This window comes from Hyunsoonleella rubra (genome assembly GCF_042684665.1).
Lineage (GTDB): Bacteria > Bacteroidota > Bacteroidia > Flavobacteriales > Flavobacteriaceae > Jejuia > Jejuia rubra.
In genome coordinates, this window is sequence record NZ_JBHULY010000006.1 from 58871 (window position 1) to 76029 (window position 17159).

At 38.7% G+C, this 17159-nt stretch carries 16 protein-coding genes; 5 read left to right on the forward strand and 11 right to left on the reverse strand.

Features of this window, described 5'->3' with window-relative positions:
- Positions 1-52: 52 nt before the first annotated feature.
- The 3 genes from ACFSR8_RS04545 (at position 53) to ACFSR8_RS04555 (ending at position 5224) form a co-directional block, all read left to right on the forward strand.
- Positions 53-2356, forward strand: a complete 2304-nt coding sequence (locus ACFSR8_RS04545) for a M1 family metallopeptidase (RefSeq protein ID WP_380289496.1) — start codon at positions 53-55, stop codon at positions 2354-2356.
- Positions 2357-2543: 187 nt separating this feature from the next.
- Positions 2544-2831, forward strand: coding sequence for a Sec-independent protein translocase subunit TatA/TatB (locus tag ACFSR8_RS04550; RefSeq protein ID WP_380289498.1), 288 nt, complete (start codon positions 2544-2546; stop codon positions 2829-2831).
- A 113-nt stretch (positions 2832-2944) separates the two neighbouring features.
- Positions 2945-5224: a tetratricopeptide repeat-containing hybrid sensor histidine kinase/response regulator gene (locus ACFSR8_RS04555; RefSeq protein WP_380289500.1), complete on the forward strand. Its 2280-nt coding sequence runs from the start codon at positions 2945-2947 to the stop codon at positions 5222-5224.
- Between the two features lie 392 nt (positions 5225-5616).
- Here ACFSR8_RS04555 and ACFSR8_RS04560 read toward each other — a convergent pair whose 3' ends face one another.
- From ACFSR8_RS04560 to kynU, 7 genes are all read right to left on the reverse strand, one after another.
- Entirely contained in the window at positions 5617-5958 is a 342-nt protein-coding gene (locus ACFSR8_RS04560; RefSeq protein ID WP_380289502.1) for a hypothetical protein, read from the reverse strand.
- Positions 5959-5989: 31 nt separating this feature from the next.
- Positions 5990-6637, reverse strand: a complete 648-nt coding sequence (locus ACFSR8_RS04565; protein WP_380289504.1) for an O-methyltransferase — start codon at positions 6635-6637, stop codon at positions 5990-5992.
- Between the two features lie 53 nt (positions 6638-6690).
- Complete coding sequence (locus tag ACFSR8_RS04570) at positions 6691-7776, reverse strand: amidohydrolase family protein (RefSeq protein ID WP_380289506.1); 1086 nt, start codon at positions 7774-7776, stop codon at positions 6691-6693.
- Positions 7777-7865: 89 nt separating this feature from the next.
- The gene (locus ACFSR8_RS04575; protein ID WP_186558459.1) at positions 7866-8399 is read right to left on the reverse strand and encodes a 3-hydroxyanthranilate 3,4-dioxygenase; all 534 of its coding nucleotides are present in this window, start codon (positions 8397-8399) and stop codon (positions 7866-7868) included.
- Positions 8400-8565: 166 nt separating this feature from the next.
- Positions 8566-9348: an SDR family oxidoreductase gene (locus ACFSR8_RS04580; protein WP_380289509.1), complete on the reverse strand. Its 783-nt coding sequence runs from the start codon at positions 9346-9348 to the stop codon at positions 8566-8568.
- 93 nt (positions 9349-9441) lie between these two features.
- The gene (locus tag ACFSR8_RS04585) at positions 9442-10941 is read right to left on the reverse strand and encodes an FAD-dependent oxidoreductase (RefSeq protein ID WP_380289717.1); all 1500 of its coding nucleotides are present in this window, start codon (positions 10939-10941) and stop codon (positions 9442-9444) included.
- A gap of 12 nt (positions 10942-10953) precedes the next feature.
- Entirely contained in the window at positions 10954-12240 is a 1287-nt protein-coding gene (gene kynU, locus ACFSR8_RS04590; protein WP_380289511.1) for a kynureninase, read from the reverse strand.
- A gap of 117 nt (positions 12241-12357) precedes the next feature.
- On the opposite strand from kynU, the gene ACFSR8_RS04595 reads away from it, so the two are divergent.
- Together ACFSR8_RS04595 and ACFSR8_RS04600 are read left to right on the forward strand one after the other, a co-directional pair.
- Positions 12358-12777 (forward strand): (4Fe-4S)-binding protein, encoded by a 420-nt coding sequence (locus tag ACFSR8_RS04595; protein WP_380289513.1) that lies wholly within the window; start codon positions 12358-12360, stop codon positions 12775-12777.
- Positions 12778-12916: 139 nt separating this feature from the next.
- Entirely contained in the window at positions 12917-13717 is an 801-nt protein-coding gene (locus ACFSR8_RS04600; protein WP_380289515.1) for a class I SAM-dependent methyltransferase, read from the forward strand.
- A gap of 150 nt (positions 13718-13867) precedes the next feature.
- On the opposite strand, the gene ACFSR8_RS04605 is transcribed toward ACFSR8_RS04600, so the two are convergent.
- From ACFSR8_RS04605 to ACFSR8_RS04620, 4 genes are all read right to left on the reverse strand, one after another.
- Positions 13868-14290 carry a GNAT family N-acetyltransferase gene (locus ACFSR8_RS04605; protein WP_380289517.1) on the reverse strand — a complete coding sequence of 141 codons (423 nt, stop codon included), beginning with the start codon at positions 14288-14290 and terminating at the stop codon, positions 13868-13870.
- A gap of 121 nt (positions 14291-14411) precedes the next feature.
- Complete coding sequence (gene msrA, locus ACFSR8_RS04610; protein ID WP_380289519.1) at positions 14412-15071, reverse strand: peptide-methionine (S)-S-oxide reductase MsrA; 660 nt, start codon at positions 15069-15071, stop codon at positions 14412-14414.
- 185 nt (positions 15072-15256) lie between these two features.
- A complete protein-coding gene (locus ACFSR8_RS04615) occupies positions 15257-16036 on the reverse strand; it encodes a zinc ribbon domain-containing protein (protein ID WP_380289521.1) in 780 nt (259 codons plus the stop codon).
- 3 nt (positions 16037-16039) lie between these two features.
- Positions 16040-17134: a Nif3-like dinuclear metal center hexameric protein gene (locus tag ACFSR8_RS04620; protein WP_380289523.1), complete on the reverse strand. Its 1095-nt coding sequence runs from the start codon at positions 17132-17134 to the stop codon at positions 16040-16042.
- Positions 17135-17159: the final 25 nt, after the last annotated feature.

A 17159-nucleotide genomic window follows, 5' to 3' on the forward strand; every position in this document is an offset into this window, starting at 1 on the left:
TTGATAAAATCTGTTATCATATTGTGAAATTTACTAAAGAACTATTAGCACAATGACACGTCTTCTGAATTTCTTCCTATGTTTTGTTCTTGTGTCGGCAGGAACATTTGCCCAAGAACAAGAAAATGCAACGGTAAAAATGGGTCACACCAATACCAATAAATTTAGGCAACTGTATGACGAGTTTGCTACGCCAAACGCATATAGAACTGCATCAGGAGCTCCAGGTCATGCCTATTATCAGCAACAGGCTGATTATAAGATGGATATTGTTTTGGATGATAAAAACACCAAACTTTCAGGTTTTGAAACCATAACTTACACCAACAATTCCCCCGATGAACTAAAATATCTGTGGTTGCAATTGGAACAAAATATGCGGGCCAAGGATTCAAAATCTCCATTGATCGAGAGTAGTTCTACCGAATCGATAATGTTTCCAAGGACCTTTATAGGTAATTATCTACAAGAACCTTTTGACGGAGGTTTTAATATTGAAAAGGTGGAGGACACCAACGGCAAACCTTTAAAATATATGATTAACCGAACGATGATGCGGGTTGAGCTACCAAAACCTATGAAGACGGGTGATAAGTTTTCATTCAATGTCCAATGGTGGTATAATATCAATGACCATGTAATTAAAAGGGACCGTTCCGGCTACGAGTATTTTCCAAAGGACGGGAATCGGGCTTATGTAATTGCCCAGTTCTTCCCCAGAATGGCAGTTTATAACGATGTTGAAGGCTGGCAAAATTTCCAGTTTTGGGGAGATGAGGAGTTCGCGCTGCCCTTCGGTAATTATGAGGTGAATATTACTGTGCCGTCTGACCATATTCTGGACGCAACTGGAGTGCTTACCAATAGGAAGGAAGTTTACTCCAAAACCATGATGGAGCGTTATGAAATGGCCAAAAAATCCTATGAAGAACCAGTATTAGTTGTTACCCAAGAAGAAGCCGAAATGGCAGAAAAAGGCTTTTCCAACGAAACTAGAACATGGAAGCTTAAAGCGGAAAACGTTAGGGATTTTGCTTTCGCATCCTCCAGAAAATTTATTTTGGATATGATGGCCGTTAAAATTGGAAATAAAGATGTAATGGCTGTATCTATGTATCCAAAAGAAGGTAATCCGCTTTGGGAAGATTGGTCCACCAAGGCTGTAGCCAGTACCTTAAAGACATATTCTAAAATGACTTTTGATTATCCGTATCATAAGGCTATTTCGGTACATGCAAAAAATCAGGGGATGGAATATCCAATGATCTGTTGGAACCCCGGACGGCCCAAGGAAGATGGTACGTATAGCAATAGAGTTAGATATAGTATGCTAGGGGTAATCATTCACGAAATTGGACATAATTTCTTTCCAATGATTGTCAATACTGACGAACGGCAATGGGCTTGGATGGACGAAGGTATCAATTCTTTTTTGGAGTATTTGGCGCAGTTGGAATTTGGTGAAACTTATCCAGATGCCTTGGCTCCTGGACATGATATTTACCCTGCGGATAGAGGGCCAGCTAAGTTGATTGTTCCGTATATGAGTGACAATCAGGATAGGATAGCGCCGATTATGTCGAAACCCATGAACGCCTATCAATTGGCAGATAACGCCTATAGCAAACCCGCTGCGGCACTAAATATTTTAAGGGAAATCGTAATGGGCCATGAACTTTTTGATTATGCCTTTAAGGAATTTGCAAATCGATGGAAATTCAAGCACCCAACCCCTGAGGATTTTTTCAGGACCATGGAGGATGCCTCTGCTATAGATTTGGATTGGTTTTGGCGTGGCTGGTTCTACACCACCGATTGGGTGGATATTGGGGTAAAAGAAGTGAAAAAATATTATGTATCCTCTGAACCCAATGCAGATATGAAAGCGATAATGAAAGACCGTGGCATAAAAAGAAGACAATTAAGACCATTGGTGTATTTGGTTGAAGAGGGGAGCGAAGAATTTAAAAGTGCTATGAAAGATCAAGATCCTTCAGAAGTTGTTACGGTTAAGGAATACCTGATGGATAATTTTACTGCCGAAGAACGTCAAAATATTAAAGCCCCAAAATATTTTTACAACGTTACTTTTGAGAAACCGGGTGGTTTGGTAATGCCCATAATCGTGGAGTTCACTTATGCCGATGGAACAAAGAAAACGGTAACCTATCCCGCGCAAATTTGGCGTTTCAATGATAACGAAGTTAGCAAGGCTATAGCTTCCGATAAGGAAATTATAAGCATAGCCATCGACCCGAATGAGGAAACCGCAGATGTGGATACTTCAAACAACACGTGGCCTAGGGAATTCCAACAAAGTGAATTTGAAAGGTTCAAGCAACAGGTGAAAGGATAATGTCTTTATGAGCTGACTAAAAGTAATGGACTGTCAACCTGAACTTGTTTCAGGTTATCTGTAGAAGAGGCGTTTCGTTATCAAAGATTCTGAAGCAATCCCGAAAGCTTTTGGGACAGAATGACGTAAATCCGTTCTTTTTAAATAACCCTTTTATTCTCACCGAACAACTCACTATATTTGCATTGTGATACATCAAGCAACATTTTTGTTCATTAGTGGCGGTGAAATCGCCTTTATCCTATTTATCGCGGTAATGGTTTTTGGAGCCGATAAGCTTCCCGAAATTGCCAAAGGTTTGGGCAAAGGCATGCGCACACTCAAGGATGCCACCAACGATATTAAGCAGGAAATCACCAAAACTGCCGAAAACCACGGTGTAGATACCAGTATCACCAAAGATGTCAAAGAAGAGCTTGATAAAGTAAAAGAGGATTTAGAAGACTTCACTGGATCAGTTAAGCGGAAATTTTAGCGCTTTTCTTGCTGTGTATTTAATCTATTAATCGATTTCATAATACGTTTTACCGAATTTTTAGCCGAGGTATCGTTTTAAAAAATAGGTTTGGAATCCCAAATCTATATTTTATGAAAACACGCCTACTATTCTGTTTTCTATTTTTTTCCGTGCTTTCTTTTGGAAATGAAGATAGAGAAGTTATCAAACGCATCGATGCACTAAATACTTCGGCCAAAACATCGTTTGATAATAACGATATATTGGAATCATTTAAGCAATTTTTAGATGCGAAGGCTTTATCGGATTCTATAAACGATAATTACGGTAGTGCCACAGCCGATTTCAATTTGGGCAACATATATAGTTTAATGGGCGACCATGAAGCTGCAGAGGCCCATTACCATTCTACCTTAGAGTTGTTGCATAAAATAGATGATGCTTACCTTGTTTCTAATGCCTATTTCAATTTGGCCAAAATATACAAGAGCAAAAGGTATTTCAACCAAAGCATAAATTATTTTGAAAAAGCAATAAAATTTGCAATGCAAGGTGACGGCCAAAGTGAAACGGAAACGCATGATATACAACGCGTAATTTTTGAAGCTAGAGCTAATTTGTGCGAAATATATATTGATACCAACGATTTCGAGAAGGCCTTGTTGGGGTTTTCAAAAATGAACCGTTTCCTAAAGGAAAACGAAGTTGATAATGCTTCAAAAGCCTATTTTAATTATGTATATGCTAAGTATTATACTGAAAATGAAATGTACAATAATGCCAATTCCAAATTTAGGGAAGCGGCTTTTTTGATTGAAAGTAATGAGGAGGAGTTGGATTTGGAACTTCTAAGTAAAATATATTTTCAATTGTCAATTTCTTTGGCAAAATCAGATCACAGTACCCAAGCCTACCTTGCCTTGTTGGAGCACAATAAATATAGGGACAGGTTTTTAGATGCAGGAAAAGGAAAACGGGATTTGATCACAAAATCTAAGTTTCTAATTGAAGATTACAAAAATAATGCTGAGAAGGCAAACGCAGAAAGGTTATATCAACTGGAAATAGCCAATAAGTTCCGTAAAATTAATATCGCTATAGTGGTGACGCTTTTATTGCTCATTATCTCAATTATTATCATTTACAGGGGCTATGTCTCCAAGCAAAAACTCAATGATTCCTTAAAATTAAAAAACAGCGAATTAGAGCAGGCCAAGGATGCAGCCCTAAAAACATCAGAATTAAAGAGTAAGTTTATTTCTAACGTTTCTCATGAATTGCGGACGCCTCTGTATGGCGTGGTCGGGCTGTCCTCTTTGCTTTTGGATAACAACGATTTGAATCCTGCTGATAGAAAGCATCTAAAATCATTAAAATATTCTGGTGATTATCTGTTGAATTTGATTAATGATATTCTTCAAGTAAGCAAGATGGAAGCCAATAAAATTGAACTTACAAGTGTTTCTGTAAACCTAAGCGAGCTTTTAAATAATATGGTAGGCTCGTTCAATTATAGGCTTGAGGAAACGAATAATAAGATTGAAATAGCGATAGATAATTACGTGCCTCAATACATAATGTGTGATAAGGTACGGTTGTCTCAAATTCTCATCAATTTGATAGGTAATAGCATAAAATTTACGAGTAACGGAATTATCAATCTTAATGTGAAACTGTTGAGTCTAGATCCGAATAAAGTGGGATTGCGCTTTGAGGTCAAGGACAATGGTATTGGCATACCAAAGGAAAAATTTGATACTATTTTTGATAATTTTGCCCAATTGGAAGATAGCAATCTCAACTACCAAGGTACTGGACTGGGACTGTCAATTACCAAAAGTTTGATAGAGCTTTTTAACAGTGAAATAAAACTGGAAAGTCAAGTAGGTGTTGGTACAAAAATAAGTTTTGAAGTAGATTTTGAGTTGGATGTCACCAAAGATAATTCAGTTGCAACATTTAATTCTAGGGCAAATAAAATTAGTACACAAAAAAATAAGTATAAGATTTTAGTGGCTGAAGACAATAAGATAAATCAAGTTGTCACCAAAAACCTATTGGAAAAGCAAAATTATGCCTGCACTCTAGTTGGAAATGGTAAAGAGGCCTTAGAAGAGGTGAAAAAGAATCATTACGACCTTATTTTGATGGATATAAATATGCCGATCATGAACGGTAATGAAGCCACCCAGGCTATTAGAAGATTTAATCGGGCTTTGCCCATCATCGCTCTAACAGCTTCAGATATTGATGAAATAAAGCATCAATATAAAAATGTTGGATTTAATGATATTATTATCAAGCCTTTTGACAATTACGAGTTTTACCAAGTGATATCCCAAAACATTCAAAATAGAACAAAAAGAGACGGTGACAACGGTGGCGATATTTCGTTGGTTATCGCATCATAAATGACGTGAGTTCGAGGCAAGGAATTCAACTTAATTAATGTTATTCTAATAAAAACCAAGGGTTGTCAGCTTGTGCACATTCAAAGATTTTGGGCGTTACCCACAAGGGGTCGGGCTTTCCACTATATCTTTTAAAATAGGCGTCATTGCGAGGAGTTCGCGACGTGGTAATCTCAAATATTCAACAACTTCATAAACTTGGCTTTCCAATATTTTAAAAAGGATGCCGTTTCAATCCCTAACGCGCTTATCAGCCAAATTCAGTTTTCTAGACCAAGTTTTGTCATTCCTGCGACCGCGTATCGCCGTAGCTTTAGTGGTGGGGAAGGCACGAATTTATTGGAATATTCATCGAAGGGCAGGACGGGGATTTAAGGTTATAACACCAGCTATTACAAATACCAATTCAGTTCTCCATTTATTTCTGAACAAAGTCCAATTCCTGCTTTTCCTGAATCATCGTAGTTTAGATGATACTCGACCATTAAGTTATTATCGCGAATAACAGACATCAAATCATTGTGGGTTTTTGTTAATTCAGAAAAGGATTTTTTTAAGGAATCTAGTTCTTTGAGAACAGAATTCTTGTTAATATTTTTAAAATGTAATGTATTCATCCAAGCAGTTACAATTAGTTTGTTTGTGCCTGAAGTTTTTATTGTCATTCTTCCTAAGTCCAAAGGGACTCCATCGGTTATTCTGCTAATGCCCTCCCTAATTTGTTTATCGTTCATTTTTAAATTTCAATTTATTCAAGAAGCAAGTCTAGGACAATTTCCTACTAATAGTCAACCCATCCCGAATAGGCAACACTACAGTTTCAACCCGTTTATCTTTTTTCAAAAGTTTATTGTAAGCAATAAGGGCAGGGGTAGAAGTGTCCTCTTTTTTAAATATGGCATCCAAAACTTTCCCGCTCCAAAGCACATTGTCTGATAAAATTATACCGCCCGGGCTGAGCTTGTCAATAATAATTTCAAAGTAGTTGGTATAATTTTCTTTATCGGCATCAATAAACACCAAATCAAAATTACGGTTAAGCTCAGGGATAATCTCAAGCGCATTCCCCAGATGCTGGATAATTTGATTTCCATATTCCGATTTGTCAAAATACTTGCGCTGGAAATCATATAATTCCTCATCAATATCAATGGTGTGTAACTCCCCGTCGGCTTGCATACCCTCAGCCAAACACAATGCGGAATAGCCTGTATACGTCCCAATTTCCAGGATATTTTTGGGGCTTACCAATTTGGAAATCATGCTCAATACGCGCCCCTGATAATGCCCGCTTAACATCCGGGGTTGCAGAATCTTTTGATTGGTTTCGCGGTTTAATTGTTGTAGTAATTCTGGCTCATCCTCAGAATGAGCGACCACGTATTCGTCTAAATCTTCAGGTATAAAATGCATTTTTATTTTTTGAAATAGCAGACCCGACAGGTTTCCAAAACCTGTCAGGTCTATTAATTTAAAATTCTATTCACTAATGTTTCCTTCCCAGCTTCATCCTCACCATATAGCCATTGCAAAACATTGCCCTCCCAAATCCTATCATAATCCTCTTGGGAAATTACCTCCTTTTCCATGGCCAAATCCAAAATTTTCCCAGGGTAGGAGGATTGCGCGTCACTTTCCATTTCGCCCAAAGGATAAGGGTCATCCAGTCCCATCAACACCTGTTTGGAGCCATGGTTTCGTATCAATAGTTCCAGCCCTCCAGTGTCATGTACTAAGGTGTCAAAGAAAATATTTTTATGTCCAACGGCTTTTCGGGGGTGATGTTTGCCCTCAAACAAATCGGGCCTGCCATCAAACCCTTGTATGCGTCGTCCCAAATTGATTTGGGCCAATTGCCCACCATGAGCAAAACAGGTCCGCATATCCGGGAATTTTTCCTGATAGCCGTTAAGCGTTAAAAAATGATAAGCATCGGCACATTGTGCCAACATCCAAATCAAATGAAACCGCCATGCCGTATTATCCAAATTGATAAATTTTTCCCCATCATAGGGATGGATTTCAACGGCTAAATTATATGTGTTGGCCAATTCAAAAAGCGGTTCGTTTTCCTCGTCAAAAATACAGCGCCATGTGCCGATAGTGTCCATATAATGTGTCGGCAAACATAACAATCGCATGCCAAGTGTCTCAACACAACGTTCGATTTCCCAGCCCGCACTGCGAATAAAACCAGGGTGCACCACAAAACCGCAAGTAAATTTATCGGGGTTGTCATGCTGAATCCGCGCATTAAAATCATTCTGAAAACGCAGGGCCTTTTTCATTTCCTCAACTCGTAAACCATTCCCATAAAGTTGAGAAAGGTTCAATACCACCGCATGGTCAATCTGGTTGCGTTCCATCCATTCCAACTTTTCATTCAAGAAAAAACTCGAGTCGGTTACAGGGCGTTTCCATCCCTTCTGCAACATATATTTGCGCTCCTTGTCCACCCAAAAAATACCCTTTTCGCGCATAAATTCAGGGATTTCCTCAGGATAAGGAAGTAAGTGGGAGTGGCCGTTAATTCTAAGTTTGCGCTTTTCCATACTGGGGCGTTACCAAGTGATTAGTCTGGTGATCTTTAAATGAATATATTTGGTCAAGGTTCTTCTCAATGACGAGAATCAAAAAACTATTACTCAATCTTCACTTTTTTAGGGGGTTCCATCACATGGTTACAATTGGGACAACAACGTTTATTGAAATCGCCGTAATATCTATCAAAAATCTTGGGCATATCGGATTCAATATTGTCCAAAGTAAAGTCTTCTTCATAGAGCTTGGTATTGCAATTTTCACAGAACCAAAGTAGCGCATCCTTCATGCCTTTTGGCCGTGGATATTCAATCACCAAACCCACAGTATTTGGACCCCTCTGAGGCGAATGCGGTACCTTTGGAGGCAACAAATAGATATCTCCCTCCTTAATATGCACATCCTTGGGCGTACCCTTATCAATAATTTTCAAAACGATATCACCCTCCACCTGATAAAAAAACTCAGGCGTTTCATTATAGTGATAATCCTTCCGATTGTTAGGCCCACCGACCACCATCACAATAAAATCACCATCCTTCCACACCACTTTATTCCCCACGGGCGGTTTTAAAAGATGCCGGTGTTCCTCAATCCAATCCTTAAAATTTATTGGAGAAGTTAAATTGCTCATAGGATAATAATTTTTTGGGCGTTACCCCGCTTGGGCGGGGTCAGGCTATCCGCTGTATCTTTTTTGCTGAAAAAGCAAAAAAGGATGCCGCTTCTATCCTTAACGCGAATTCGTTATAAAGATACAAATAGTGGAAATGTTTTGACAGACTCGGTTTGTTAAATAATCACAAGGATTTTGTCCGTCCGCCATCCACTGGAACGTTGATGCCATTAATGTATCCCGCCGCCCCGCTGGCCAAAAAAACTATGGCATTGGCCGTTTCCTCGGGCTGGGCAAAGCGCTTGGCCGGGGTGTAATGCCTCATGATTTCGGTCATTTCCTCGATGGATTTATCCTCCAGTTTCGCTTTGATGTTTATGATTTCCGTCAAACGTTCGGTATCCGTAAAACCGGGAAGTACATTGTTTACGGTAATACCAAATTCGGCTACCTCCATTGATAGGGTTTTACTCCAGTTACCAACGGCTCCACGAATAGTATTGCTTACTCCCAGTCTTGGTATAGGTTCTTTTACCGAGGTTGAAATCACATTCACAATTCGTCCAAAACCTTCAGTTTTCATGAAAGGAATTGTGGCTTGAGCCAAAAGGTGGTTGCATTTCAGGTGCATGGTAAACGCATTTTCAAAAGCCTCTAAGCTGGCATTGACAATTTCCCCACTGGCGGGTCCTCCGGTATTATTCACTACAATATGAAAGCCGTGCTCCTTCTCGATAAATTTAATGACCTGTTCTTGTAATTCTCTCGGCTTCAAAAAATCTGCCACAATATACTTATGATTACGATGCTGTGGCAATTCTGCCAAAACTTCTTTCAGTTTTTCTCTATTGCGTGCTACTAGCGTAACGTTAACACCTTCCTGTGCCAATGCAATGGCCGTTGCTTTCCCAATGCCCTGCGTGCTACCGCAAACTAGGGCGTTTTTGTTGTTTAGTTTTAAGTCCATAAATAAGCCCTCCTAACCTCCCTATTTCGGCTGCGCTTAACACAGGCTCGGGGAGGAACTCTAAACTGGGTGATTGAGTTAATTTATTTATCATTAGTTTGTAGCTCGCCCCCTCCCTTTGGGAGGGTTGGGGTGGGCTTCTAACCCTGCAATTCTATCATCTTCCAAAATTGCTTCGGTTGCTTCCTTAACTTTTTTCAAAATCGTTTCAAGATTACCTGAGCTTGTGATTTCGCCATCAGAAACCATATTCAAAATGGCTTTATCCTGTGCACGCCCTTTTAGCATGGCTTCTCGGTATCCCATATCCTCATTAAAGGTAACCAAACTATATTTTGAAGAGTAATCATTTGGAAAGTTTTTTTCTAAAGCCATTTCTATTTTTCGCTTTTCCTGAAATATGGGGTTGGCCACATGGTCTTTCATTTCATGGAAATTATCAATGGCCAAATCGGCTATAGCATCGGTATCCTTTTTCCTTGTTTTTTCGTATTCGTAAAAAACCGTTTCCCAATTGCCCTCATATTTGTCCAAAATGGCATCGAATTCCACCACGTCCTCAAAGGAGGCATTCATCCCTTGCCCGTAAAATGGGACAATAGCATGGGCTGCATCGCCCATCAACAGGGTATTGCCCTTATAATGCCACGGTGAACATTTAATGGTTCCTAGTGGTGATGTTGGGTTTGAAAAAAAGTCTTCCACCAAATTTGGCATTACTGCCAGCGCATCCGGAAATTCCTTATGGAAAAATTCCAATACCCTTTCTTCGCTATTCAAATTATTGAAATTGTATTCGCCTTCATCATAACTTAGAAATAGCGTTACGGTAAAACTACCATCTAAATTTGGCAATGCAATCAGCATAAAACTTCCTCTTGGCCAAATATGCAGGGCGTTTTTATGGATTTTATGACCTCCGCTTTTCTTGGGTAAAATTGAGAGCTCTTTATAGCCATGGGTTAAATAGGCTTGAGAAAAGCTGAACAAAAACTTCTTGCCCAAGTAGTAGCTTTTTCGCATGGCTGAACCCGCTCCGTCTGTACCAATAATGATATCGGCATCTTCTACAAACTCATCCTTGGTATGATAATCTTTGAATCGGGCAGTGGTTTTTTCAAAGTTGACCGATTTACATTTTTTATTAAAATATATGTTGACGTTTTTGTGTTTTTCGGCTTCATCCAACAACAAAGCATTCAAACCGCCACGGGAGACGGAATTGATATATTCATCGGTTCGCCCACTGTAGTTGGATTGAAAGGTGTTGCCACGGGTGTCATGAATCATACGCCCGTGCATAGGGATACAAAGCTGTTTCACATTGTCTTCCAAGCCTACCAGTTTCATCGCTTTATTGCCCCTATCGGAAAAGGCGAGGTTTATGGAGCGCCCTGCACTAATATCTACTTTTCGTAAATCAGGGCGCATTTCATATACATTGACATTGTAGCCTCTTTGGCCCAATCTCAGAGCTAAAAGGCTACCGCAAAGACCTGCGCCGATGATGAGTACATTCTGGGAAGCCCCATCTAAATCTTCCCCTTGGGGGAAGACTTTCTCATTCGTATCTATAATTTTCTTTTTATTCATCATTAATGGTAACTAGTTCCTTCCCTTTGGGAAGGTTAGGATGGGCTTCAACTTCTCAACCAACCTCCAAGCATCCTCAAACGAATTATAAAGCGGTACGGGCGCACATCGAATCACATCCGGTTCGCGCCAATCACTGATAACACCCGCTTGGGTTAATTTTTCATGCAAGGATTTGTCTGCGTTCTTCACCTGAATAGAGAGCTGGCATCCCCGTTCTTCAGGATTTTTAGGAGTGATAATTCGAATGACGTCCTCACCCAAATCTTTCAACAAAAATTCAAAATAGCCTGTCAACTTTTTAGATTTTTTTGTCAAAGCTACCATGCCAACTTCAGCAAAAATATCCAATGAAGCTTTAATGGCCGCCATAGATAAAATAGGAGGATTGCTCAACTGCCAACCTTCGGCGCCTGGCAATTGGTCAAACTCGCCTCGCATGAGGAAACGCGTTTGTTTGTTGTGGCTCCACCAACCTGCAAACCGATTCAGATCCTTTCGATGGGCATGACGTTCGTGCACAAAGCACCCAGCCAAACTTCCCGGGCCAGAATTCAAATATTTATAGGTACACCAAGCGGCAAAATCTGCACCCGAGTTGTGTAAATTCAGTTGCACGTTTCCGGCACCGTGCGCACAGTCAAATCCAACAATGCAACCATATTGATGGCCTAATTCTGTAATCCGCTTTAAATCAAAAAACTGTCCCGTATAATAGTTAACACCGCCAATCATAATTAAGGCGATTTCCTCGCCTTGAGCTTTTAAAATTGTCTCTAAATCTTCATAACGCAACAGTTCTTCCCCTTCTCGTGGTTTCCAAAGTGCCAAGCCTTCTTCATCATCAAAACCGTGATGCCGTAATTGCGATTCTACAGCATATTTATCTGATGGAAATGCATCGCTTTCAATCAATATTTTATAGCGCGATTGGGTCGGTTGGTAAAACGATACCATCAGGAAATGCAAATTGGCCGTTAGGGTATTCATTACCACAACTTCAATGGGTTTTGCACCGACAATTTTGGCCATATTTTCCGTTAGAAATTCATGGTATTTCAACCAGGGATTTTTGGCTTCAAAATGGCCTTCAACACCCAAATTAGCCCAATCTTCCAGCTCTTGATTTACATAAGCTTTGGTCTTTTTGGGCTGCAATCCCAATGAATTGCCTGTCATGTAAATCACTTCATTTCCTGCCTCGTCTTTCGGTATGTGAAATTGATTTCGGAAAGGTTTTAAAGCATCGTTTCGATCCTGTTCCAATGCGTATTCAAGGCCTAATTTATAATCGGACAAAATGATTTTGATTTTGGGTGTATCACAAAAATAGGCATTAAATGTTTAGGAAGAAGTGCAAAATTGCGACTTTAAATTACATTGAAATTTTCGTATCTTTAGTACAAACTAAAAGCTATGGGGAAAATAAAAGAGTATTCAAACGGTGAAACCACGGTGGTTTGGGAGGCCGGTAAATGTATCCATTCGGCTATTTGCGCTAAGGGGTTGCCAAAAGTTTTTCGACCAAGATTGCGACCTTGGATTAAAATGGACGAGGCAGAAACAGAGGCCATCATTAATCAGGTGAAACAATGCCCATCTGGAGCTTTGAGTTATTATATGAACGATGAAAAAGACCAATCTTCGCAAACCATGGAAACTAAAGTTGAGGTTTTGGAGGATGGTCCATTACTGGTCTATGGAACTTTAAAAGTAGTAGCAAAAGACGGTTCTTCAGAAGCAAAAAATAAAACTACGGCCTTTTGCAGATGTGGAAAATCTGAAAATAAACCCTATTGCGACGGGGCACACGTAAAAGCAGAATTTAAAGGTTAACCGTTAAAAAAGTGCTAAAAAAGATAAAGCGCTTCAATATAATTATTGAGGCGCTTTAGATATATATAGACGCGTGTGCGGAAAAAACGGTTTGCTTTATTTACGATATTTGTCGTGAAATAGACGTTTGCTTACAGTTATGGATAAAAATCAATCCTTTTTCGAAACCAACAAGTCAACCTGGAATGATAAGGTCAAAGTTCATGCCAAAAGTGAAATGTATGACATGGAGGCATTCAAAAAAGGCAAATCTTCTTTAATGCCTTATGAATTGGAAGCTTTGGGCGATGTTTCGGGAAAGTCTTTGTTGCATTTGCAATGTCATTTTGGCCAGGATACTTTGAGTTGGAGTAGAATGGGGGCAAAGTGTACCGGTGTAGATTTAAGTGATGACGGTATTAAATTGGCCAAAGAACTGAATGAAGAATTAAAGTTAGATTCTAAATTTATATGCTGTAACGTTTTGGATACTTCTGAGTATGTAAAAGAACAATTTGATATTGTTTTTACAAGTTACGGTGTCATAGGTTGGTTGCCAGATTTAAAACCTTGGGGCAAAATGATTGCTGAACGGTTGAAACCTGGAGGCATTTTTTTTATAGCAGAATTTCACCCAGTGGTTTGGATGTTTGATTATTTGCAGGATGACTCCATCATTAAATATGGTTACATGCAAGATGAGGTGATTTATGAAGAATATGAAGGCACCTACGCCGATGAAAACTCAAAAATGGTTAGTAAAGAATATGGTTGGAATCACGGTTTAGGTGAAGTAGTTTCTTCTTTGACCGAAGCAGGTTTACATATTGAGTATTTAAAAGAATATGACGAAAGCCCTTATGACGTATTGCCCAATTTGATAAAAACAGATTCTGGTATGTATGTAACTAAGGATAAATTATATCCTTTGATTTTTTGTTTGGGGGCGAGGAAGAAGTGAATTGAGGATTTCGGTAATATGTTTGTATAGATATTGTTGTGTGATTAAATAAATAACTAAACAAGATGGAGTGGTCGTAGGAAAATCTGAAAAATTGTCCGCTCAAACTAGGAACTAATAATTGTTTTTTCCTTGGTGTTGAAATAATATTTATATCTTTTTTCGATAATAATATTTTTCAAATCCTTTTGGGAAATCTGTTTCGGTTCCAATTTTTTCAAATCCAAGTTTTTCGTAAAATTCAGGTGCTTGGAATGAAAACGTATCCAAACTTATAAATCTACAATTCCTTTTCTTCGCTTCTTTTTCAGTTTCCAGAATTAATTTTTTCCCTATTCCACTGTTCCTGTTCTCAGATTTAACAACAAAAGTTTTTATTTCCAATGTCCCCCAAATCGAACGCCCATAAAGTCCCCCAATTATTTCATCGTTATTGTTTCTAACAATTATTTCAATCGGTTTGTTAATTTCATCTTTAAACTGATTAGTTTTACTCCTATTATATTCCACTAATAATTCGACCACTTTGTCATAAGATTTTTGGTCAACTTTGTCAGCTACTTTTATATTCATTATACAAATTAACACTATTATCCAGCATTAACGAAGGTAGGCGAAGAAATCTATATAATCAAATTTCAACTTACACCCTACTAGTATGAGATTCTGAAACGAGTTCAGAATGCCAAAAAGCTTAATGTGTTTCCTTCAAAAGCTCCTTAGGGAACTTAGCCTGAAACCGCTTTAACCTCGGGATTGAAACATTTCTGATGTAACTATTATTGGGATGCAAGCGTTCGTAGTTTTGGTGGTAATCTTCGGCTACCCAAAATTTTTGAAAAGGATATACTTCGGCCGCTATTGTGGCGTTCAGCTTTTTCGCTAAAGCTTCTTTTTTCTTTAAAATAACTTCCTTTTGCGCTTCATTTTGATAAAAAATAATAGAGCGGTATTGTGAACCGCGATCTGGTCCCTGTCCATTAACCTGGGTGGGGTTTTGGGACGCAAAATAAGCATCAACTAAAATATCGAAACTGACAATTTTCGGGTCATAAATAACCTCGACGGCTTCGGCATGTCCGGTACGACCCGTATTACTCGTGTCGTAAGTCGGGTTGTTTGTGTGGCCGCCGGAATAACCGTTAATCACCTCTTTTACACCTTTAATACTTTCATAAACTGCTTCGACGCACCAAAAACAACCGCTGGCAAAATAGGCTTTGGCCAGACCATTTTCTATGGAAACGGTCACAGGCTGGGCGTTTTTAACTTCATCCATTTTCTTGCTATTTTGCGCCACATTTTGGCAACTAAATAACAAGGTTAAAACAAAAAGGGTGATGATATTTTTCATAGCGATATGTTTATGTATACTAAAGTTACTTTTATATAGACGTCTAAAAATACAAAACCTTAAACGGTTTTGATTTTTTTTCAGGTTTTAAACAATTGGAATATTGCAATATCACGATTAAATTATATAAAAATAAACCCTAGCAATAAAATCACTAGGGTTCAAATTATATATTTTAAGAAGAACTATAGCTTAGAAAACAGCTTGTCCATTTTTGCCTTTTGCTCTTCTGCAAGGGTCGCGTCCACTAAAATTCTACCGCTATGCTCATCGGTAATTACCTTCTTGCGCGAGGCAATTTCCACTTGCACTTGTGGAGGTATGGTAAAAAACGAACCTCCTGATGCCCCTCTTTCAATTGGTACAACGGCTAATCCGTTCTTAACATTTTTACGGATTCTATCATAGGCAGACACCAAACGGGCTTCGATCTGAGTTTTGTATTCATCAGATTTCGCAAGTAATGCTTGCTCCTCTTTTTCCGTTTCGGCCAAAATTGCATCCAATTCGCCTTTTTTGTGCTTTAAGTGGGTTTCGCGCTCCTTTAATTGCTCTTTGGTTTCAGCAATCACCTCTTTTTTCTGCTCAATTTGTACCTTAAATTCCTTGATATGCTTTTCGGCCAATTGAATTTCCAACTCTTGGAATTCTATTTCCTTTGATAAAGAGTTGAACTCCCTATTGTTGCGAACATTTTTCTGTTGTTCCGCATATTTTTTCATCAAAGCCTTAGATTCTTCAATCAGGTTCTTTTTTGAAGAAATATCATTGTCAATAACCTCCAAACCATTAACCAGTTTTTCGAGTCTGATGTTTAATCCTGCAACTTCATCTTCTAAATCTCTAACTTCTAAAGGCAGTTCTCCACGGACATTTCGAATTTCATCTATGCGGGAATCTATAAGTTGTAAGTCATATAAAGCTCTCAAGCGCTCTTCTACGGTAGCTTCATTCTTTTTAGCCATACTTTAAAAATACTTAACGGGATTGGTATTTGTATTCGATAAAATGATTGCAAAATTAGTAATTTTTTTCTTAAGATAAGCTACCAAAAGATTTTTTGTGAATTGTTCACTTTCGTAATGGCCAATGTCCGTCAAAAGTATGCGATTTTCGGCTGTGAAAAAGTCGTGGTATTTTAAGTCTGCAGTAACAAAAGCATCTGCTCCCAAATCTTTGGCAGATGAAATGGCAAAACTTCCGGACCCACCTAAAACAGCAACTTTTTGGATGGTTTTACCCAAAAGTGAAGAATGCCGAATAACACCAGTATTCATTTTTTCTTTGAGATAACTTAGGAATTCAGTTTCAGACAAGGGTGAGGTCAATTCCCCAACCATACCCATACCTATTTGCTGGTTTTTATTTTCGATGGTGACCACTTCATAAGCTACTTCTTCATAGGAATGCGCCTCAAAAAGGGTTCGAAGTATTTTGGATTCCAAATGTTTTGCAAAAATCACAGTGACTTTAGTTTCAGCTTCGGTATGCGTTTCACCTTTGTTACCGATAGTTGGTGAGGATTCATCATTGCCTTTAAACGTGCCATAACCCTCAACATTAAAACTACAATTGCTATAGTTGCCAATATCCCCAGCTCCTGCTTTAAAAAGTGCAGTCCTTAATGCTTCAGCTTCATTTTTTGGAACATAGGTTGTCAGTTTTTTGATGGTGCCACTTTGTGGGATAAGAATTTTTTTGTGGGTCAATCCTAATTGATTGCAAATCATATTGTTTACCCCTTGAAAGGCATTGTCCAGTGCCGTATGCATACTGTAAATAGCAATATCGTGCTTAAGGGCTTTTATTACCACGCGTTCAACATAGGTTTTACCGGTCAACTTTTTTAAACCTTTGAAAACAATAGGGTGGAAGCTGACGATTAAATTACATTTTTCTGAAATAGCCTCATCAACAACAGATTCAAGTGTGTCTAAAGTGACCAAAACTCCTGTCAATTTTGCATTTTTGTCACCCACCAAAAGCCCAACATTGTCAAAATCTTCGGCATAGGAGAGAGGGGCGAGTGCTTCTAAATGGTCAATGACGTCTTGTACAATCATGGTTTATTTGTTTGCTTCAAAGATA

Coding starts and splice junctions, on each gene's coding strand:
- ACFSR8_RS04580 (WP_380289509.1), bottom strand. CDS start 9,348: ATGGACTTAAAACTAAACAACAAAAACGCCCTAGTTTGCGGTAGCACG.
- ACFSR8_RS04605 (WP_380289517.1), bottom strand. CDS start 14,290: ATGAATATAAAAGTAGCTGACAAAGTTGACCAAAAATCTTATGACAAA.
- ACFSR8_RS04545 (WP_380289496.1), top strand. CDS start 53: ATGACACGTCTTCTGAATTTCTTCCTATGTTTTGTTCTTGTGTCGGCA.
- ACFSR8_RS04600 (WP_380289515.1), top strand. CDS start 12,917: ATGGATAAAAATCAATCCTTTTTCGAAACCAACAAGTCAACCTGGAAT.
- ACFSR8_RS04620 (WP_380289523.1), bottom strand. CDS start 17,134: ATGATTGTACAAGACGTCATTGACCATTTAGAAGCACTCGCCCCTCTC.
- ACFSR8_RS04555 (WP_380289500.1), top strand. CDS start 2,945: ATGAAAACACGCCTACTATTCTGTTTTCTATTTTTTTCCGTGCTTTCT.
- ACFSR8_RS04565 (WP_380289504.1), bottom strand. CDS start 6,637: ATGCATTTTATACCTGAAGATTTAGACGAATACGTGGTCGCTCATTCT.
- ACFSR8_RS04615 (WP_380289521.1), bottom strand. CDS start 16,036: ATGGCTAAAAAGAATGAAGCTACCGTAGAAGAGCGCTTGAGAGCTTTA.
- ACFSR8_RS04560 (WP_380289502.1), bottom strand. CDS start 5,958: ATGAACGATAAACAAATTAGGGAGGGCATTAGCAGAATAACCGATGGA.
- ACFSR8_RS04585 (WP_380289717.1), bottom strand. CDS start 10,941: ATGAATAAAAAGAAAATTATAGATACGAATGAGAAAGTCTTCCCCCAA.
- ACFSR8_RS04570 (WP_380289506.1), bottom strand. CDS start 7,776: ATGGAAAAGCGCAAACTTAGAATTAACGGCCACTCCCACTTACTTCCT.
- ACFSR8_RS04595 (WP_380289513.1), top strand. CDS start 12,358: ATGGGGAAAATAAAAGAGTATTCAAACGGTGAAACCACGGTGGTTTGG.
- msrA (WP_380289519.1), bottom strand. CDS start 15,071: ATGAAAAATATCATCACCCTTTTTGTTTTAACCTTGTTATTTAGTTGC.
- ACFSR8_RS04575 (WP_186558459.1), bottom strand. CDS start 8,399: ATGAGCAATTTAACTTCTCCAATAAATTTTAAGGATTGGATTGAGGAA.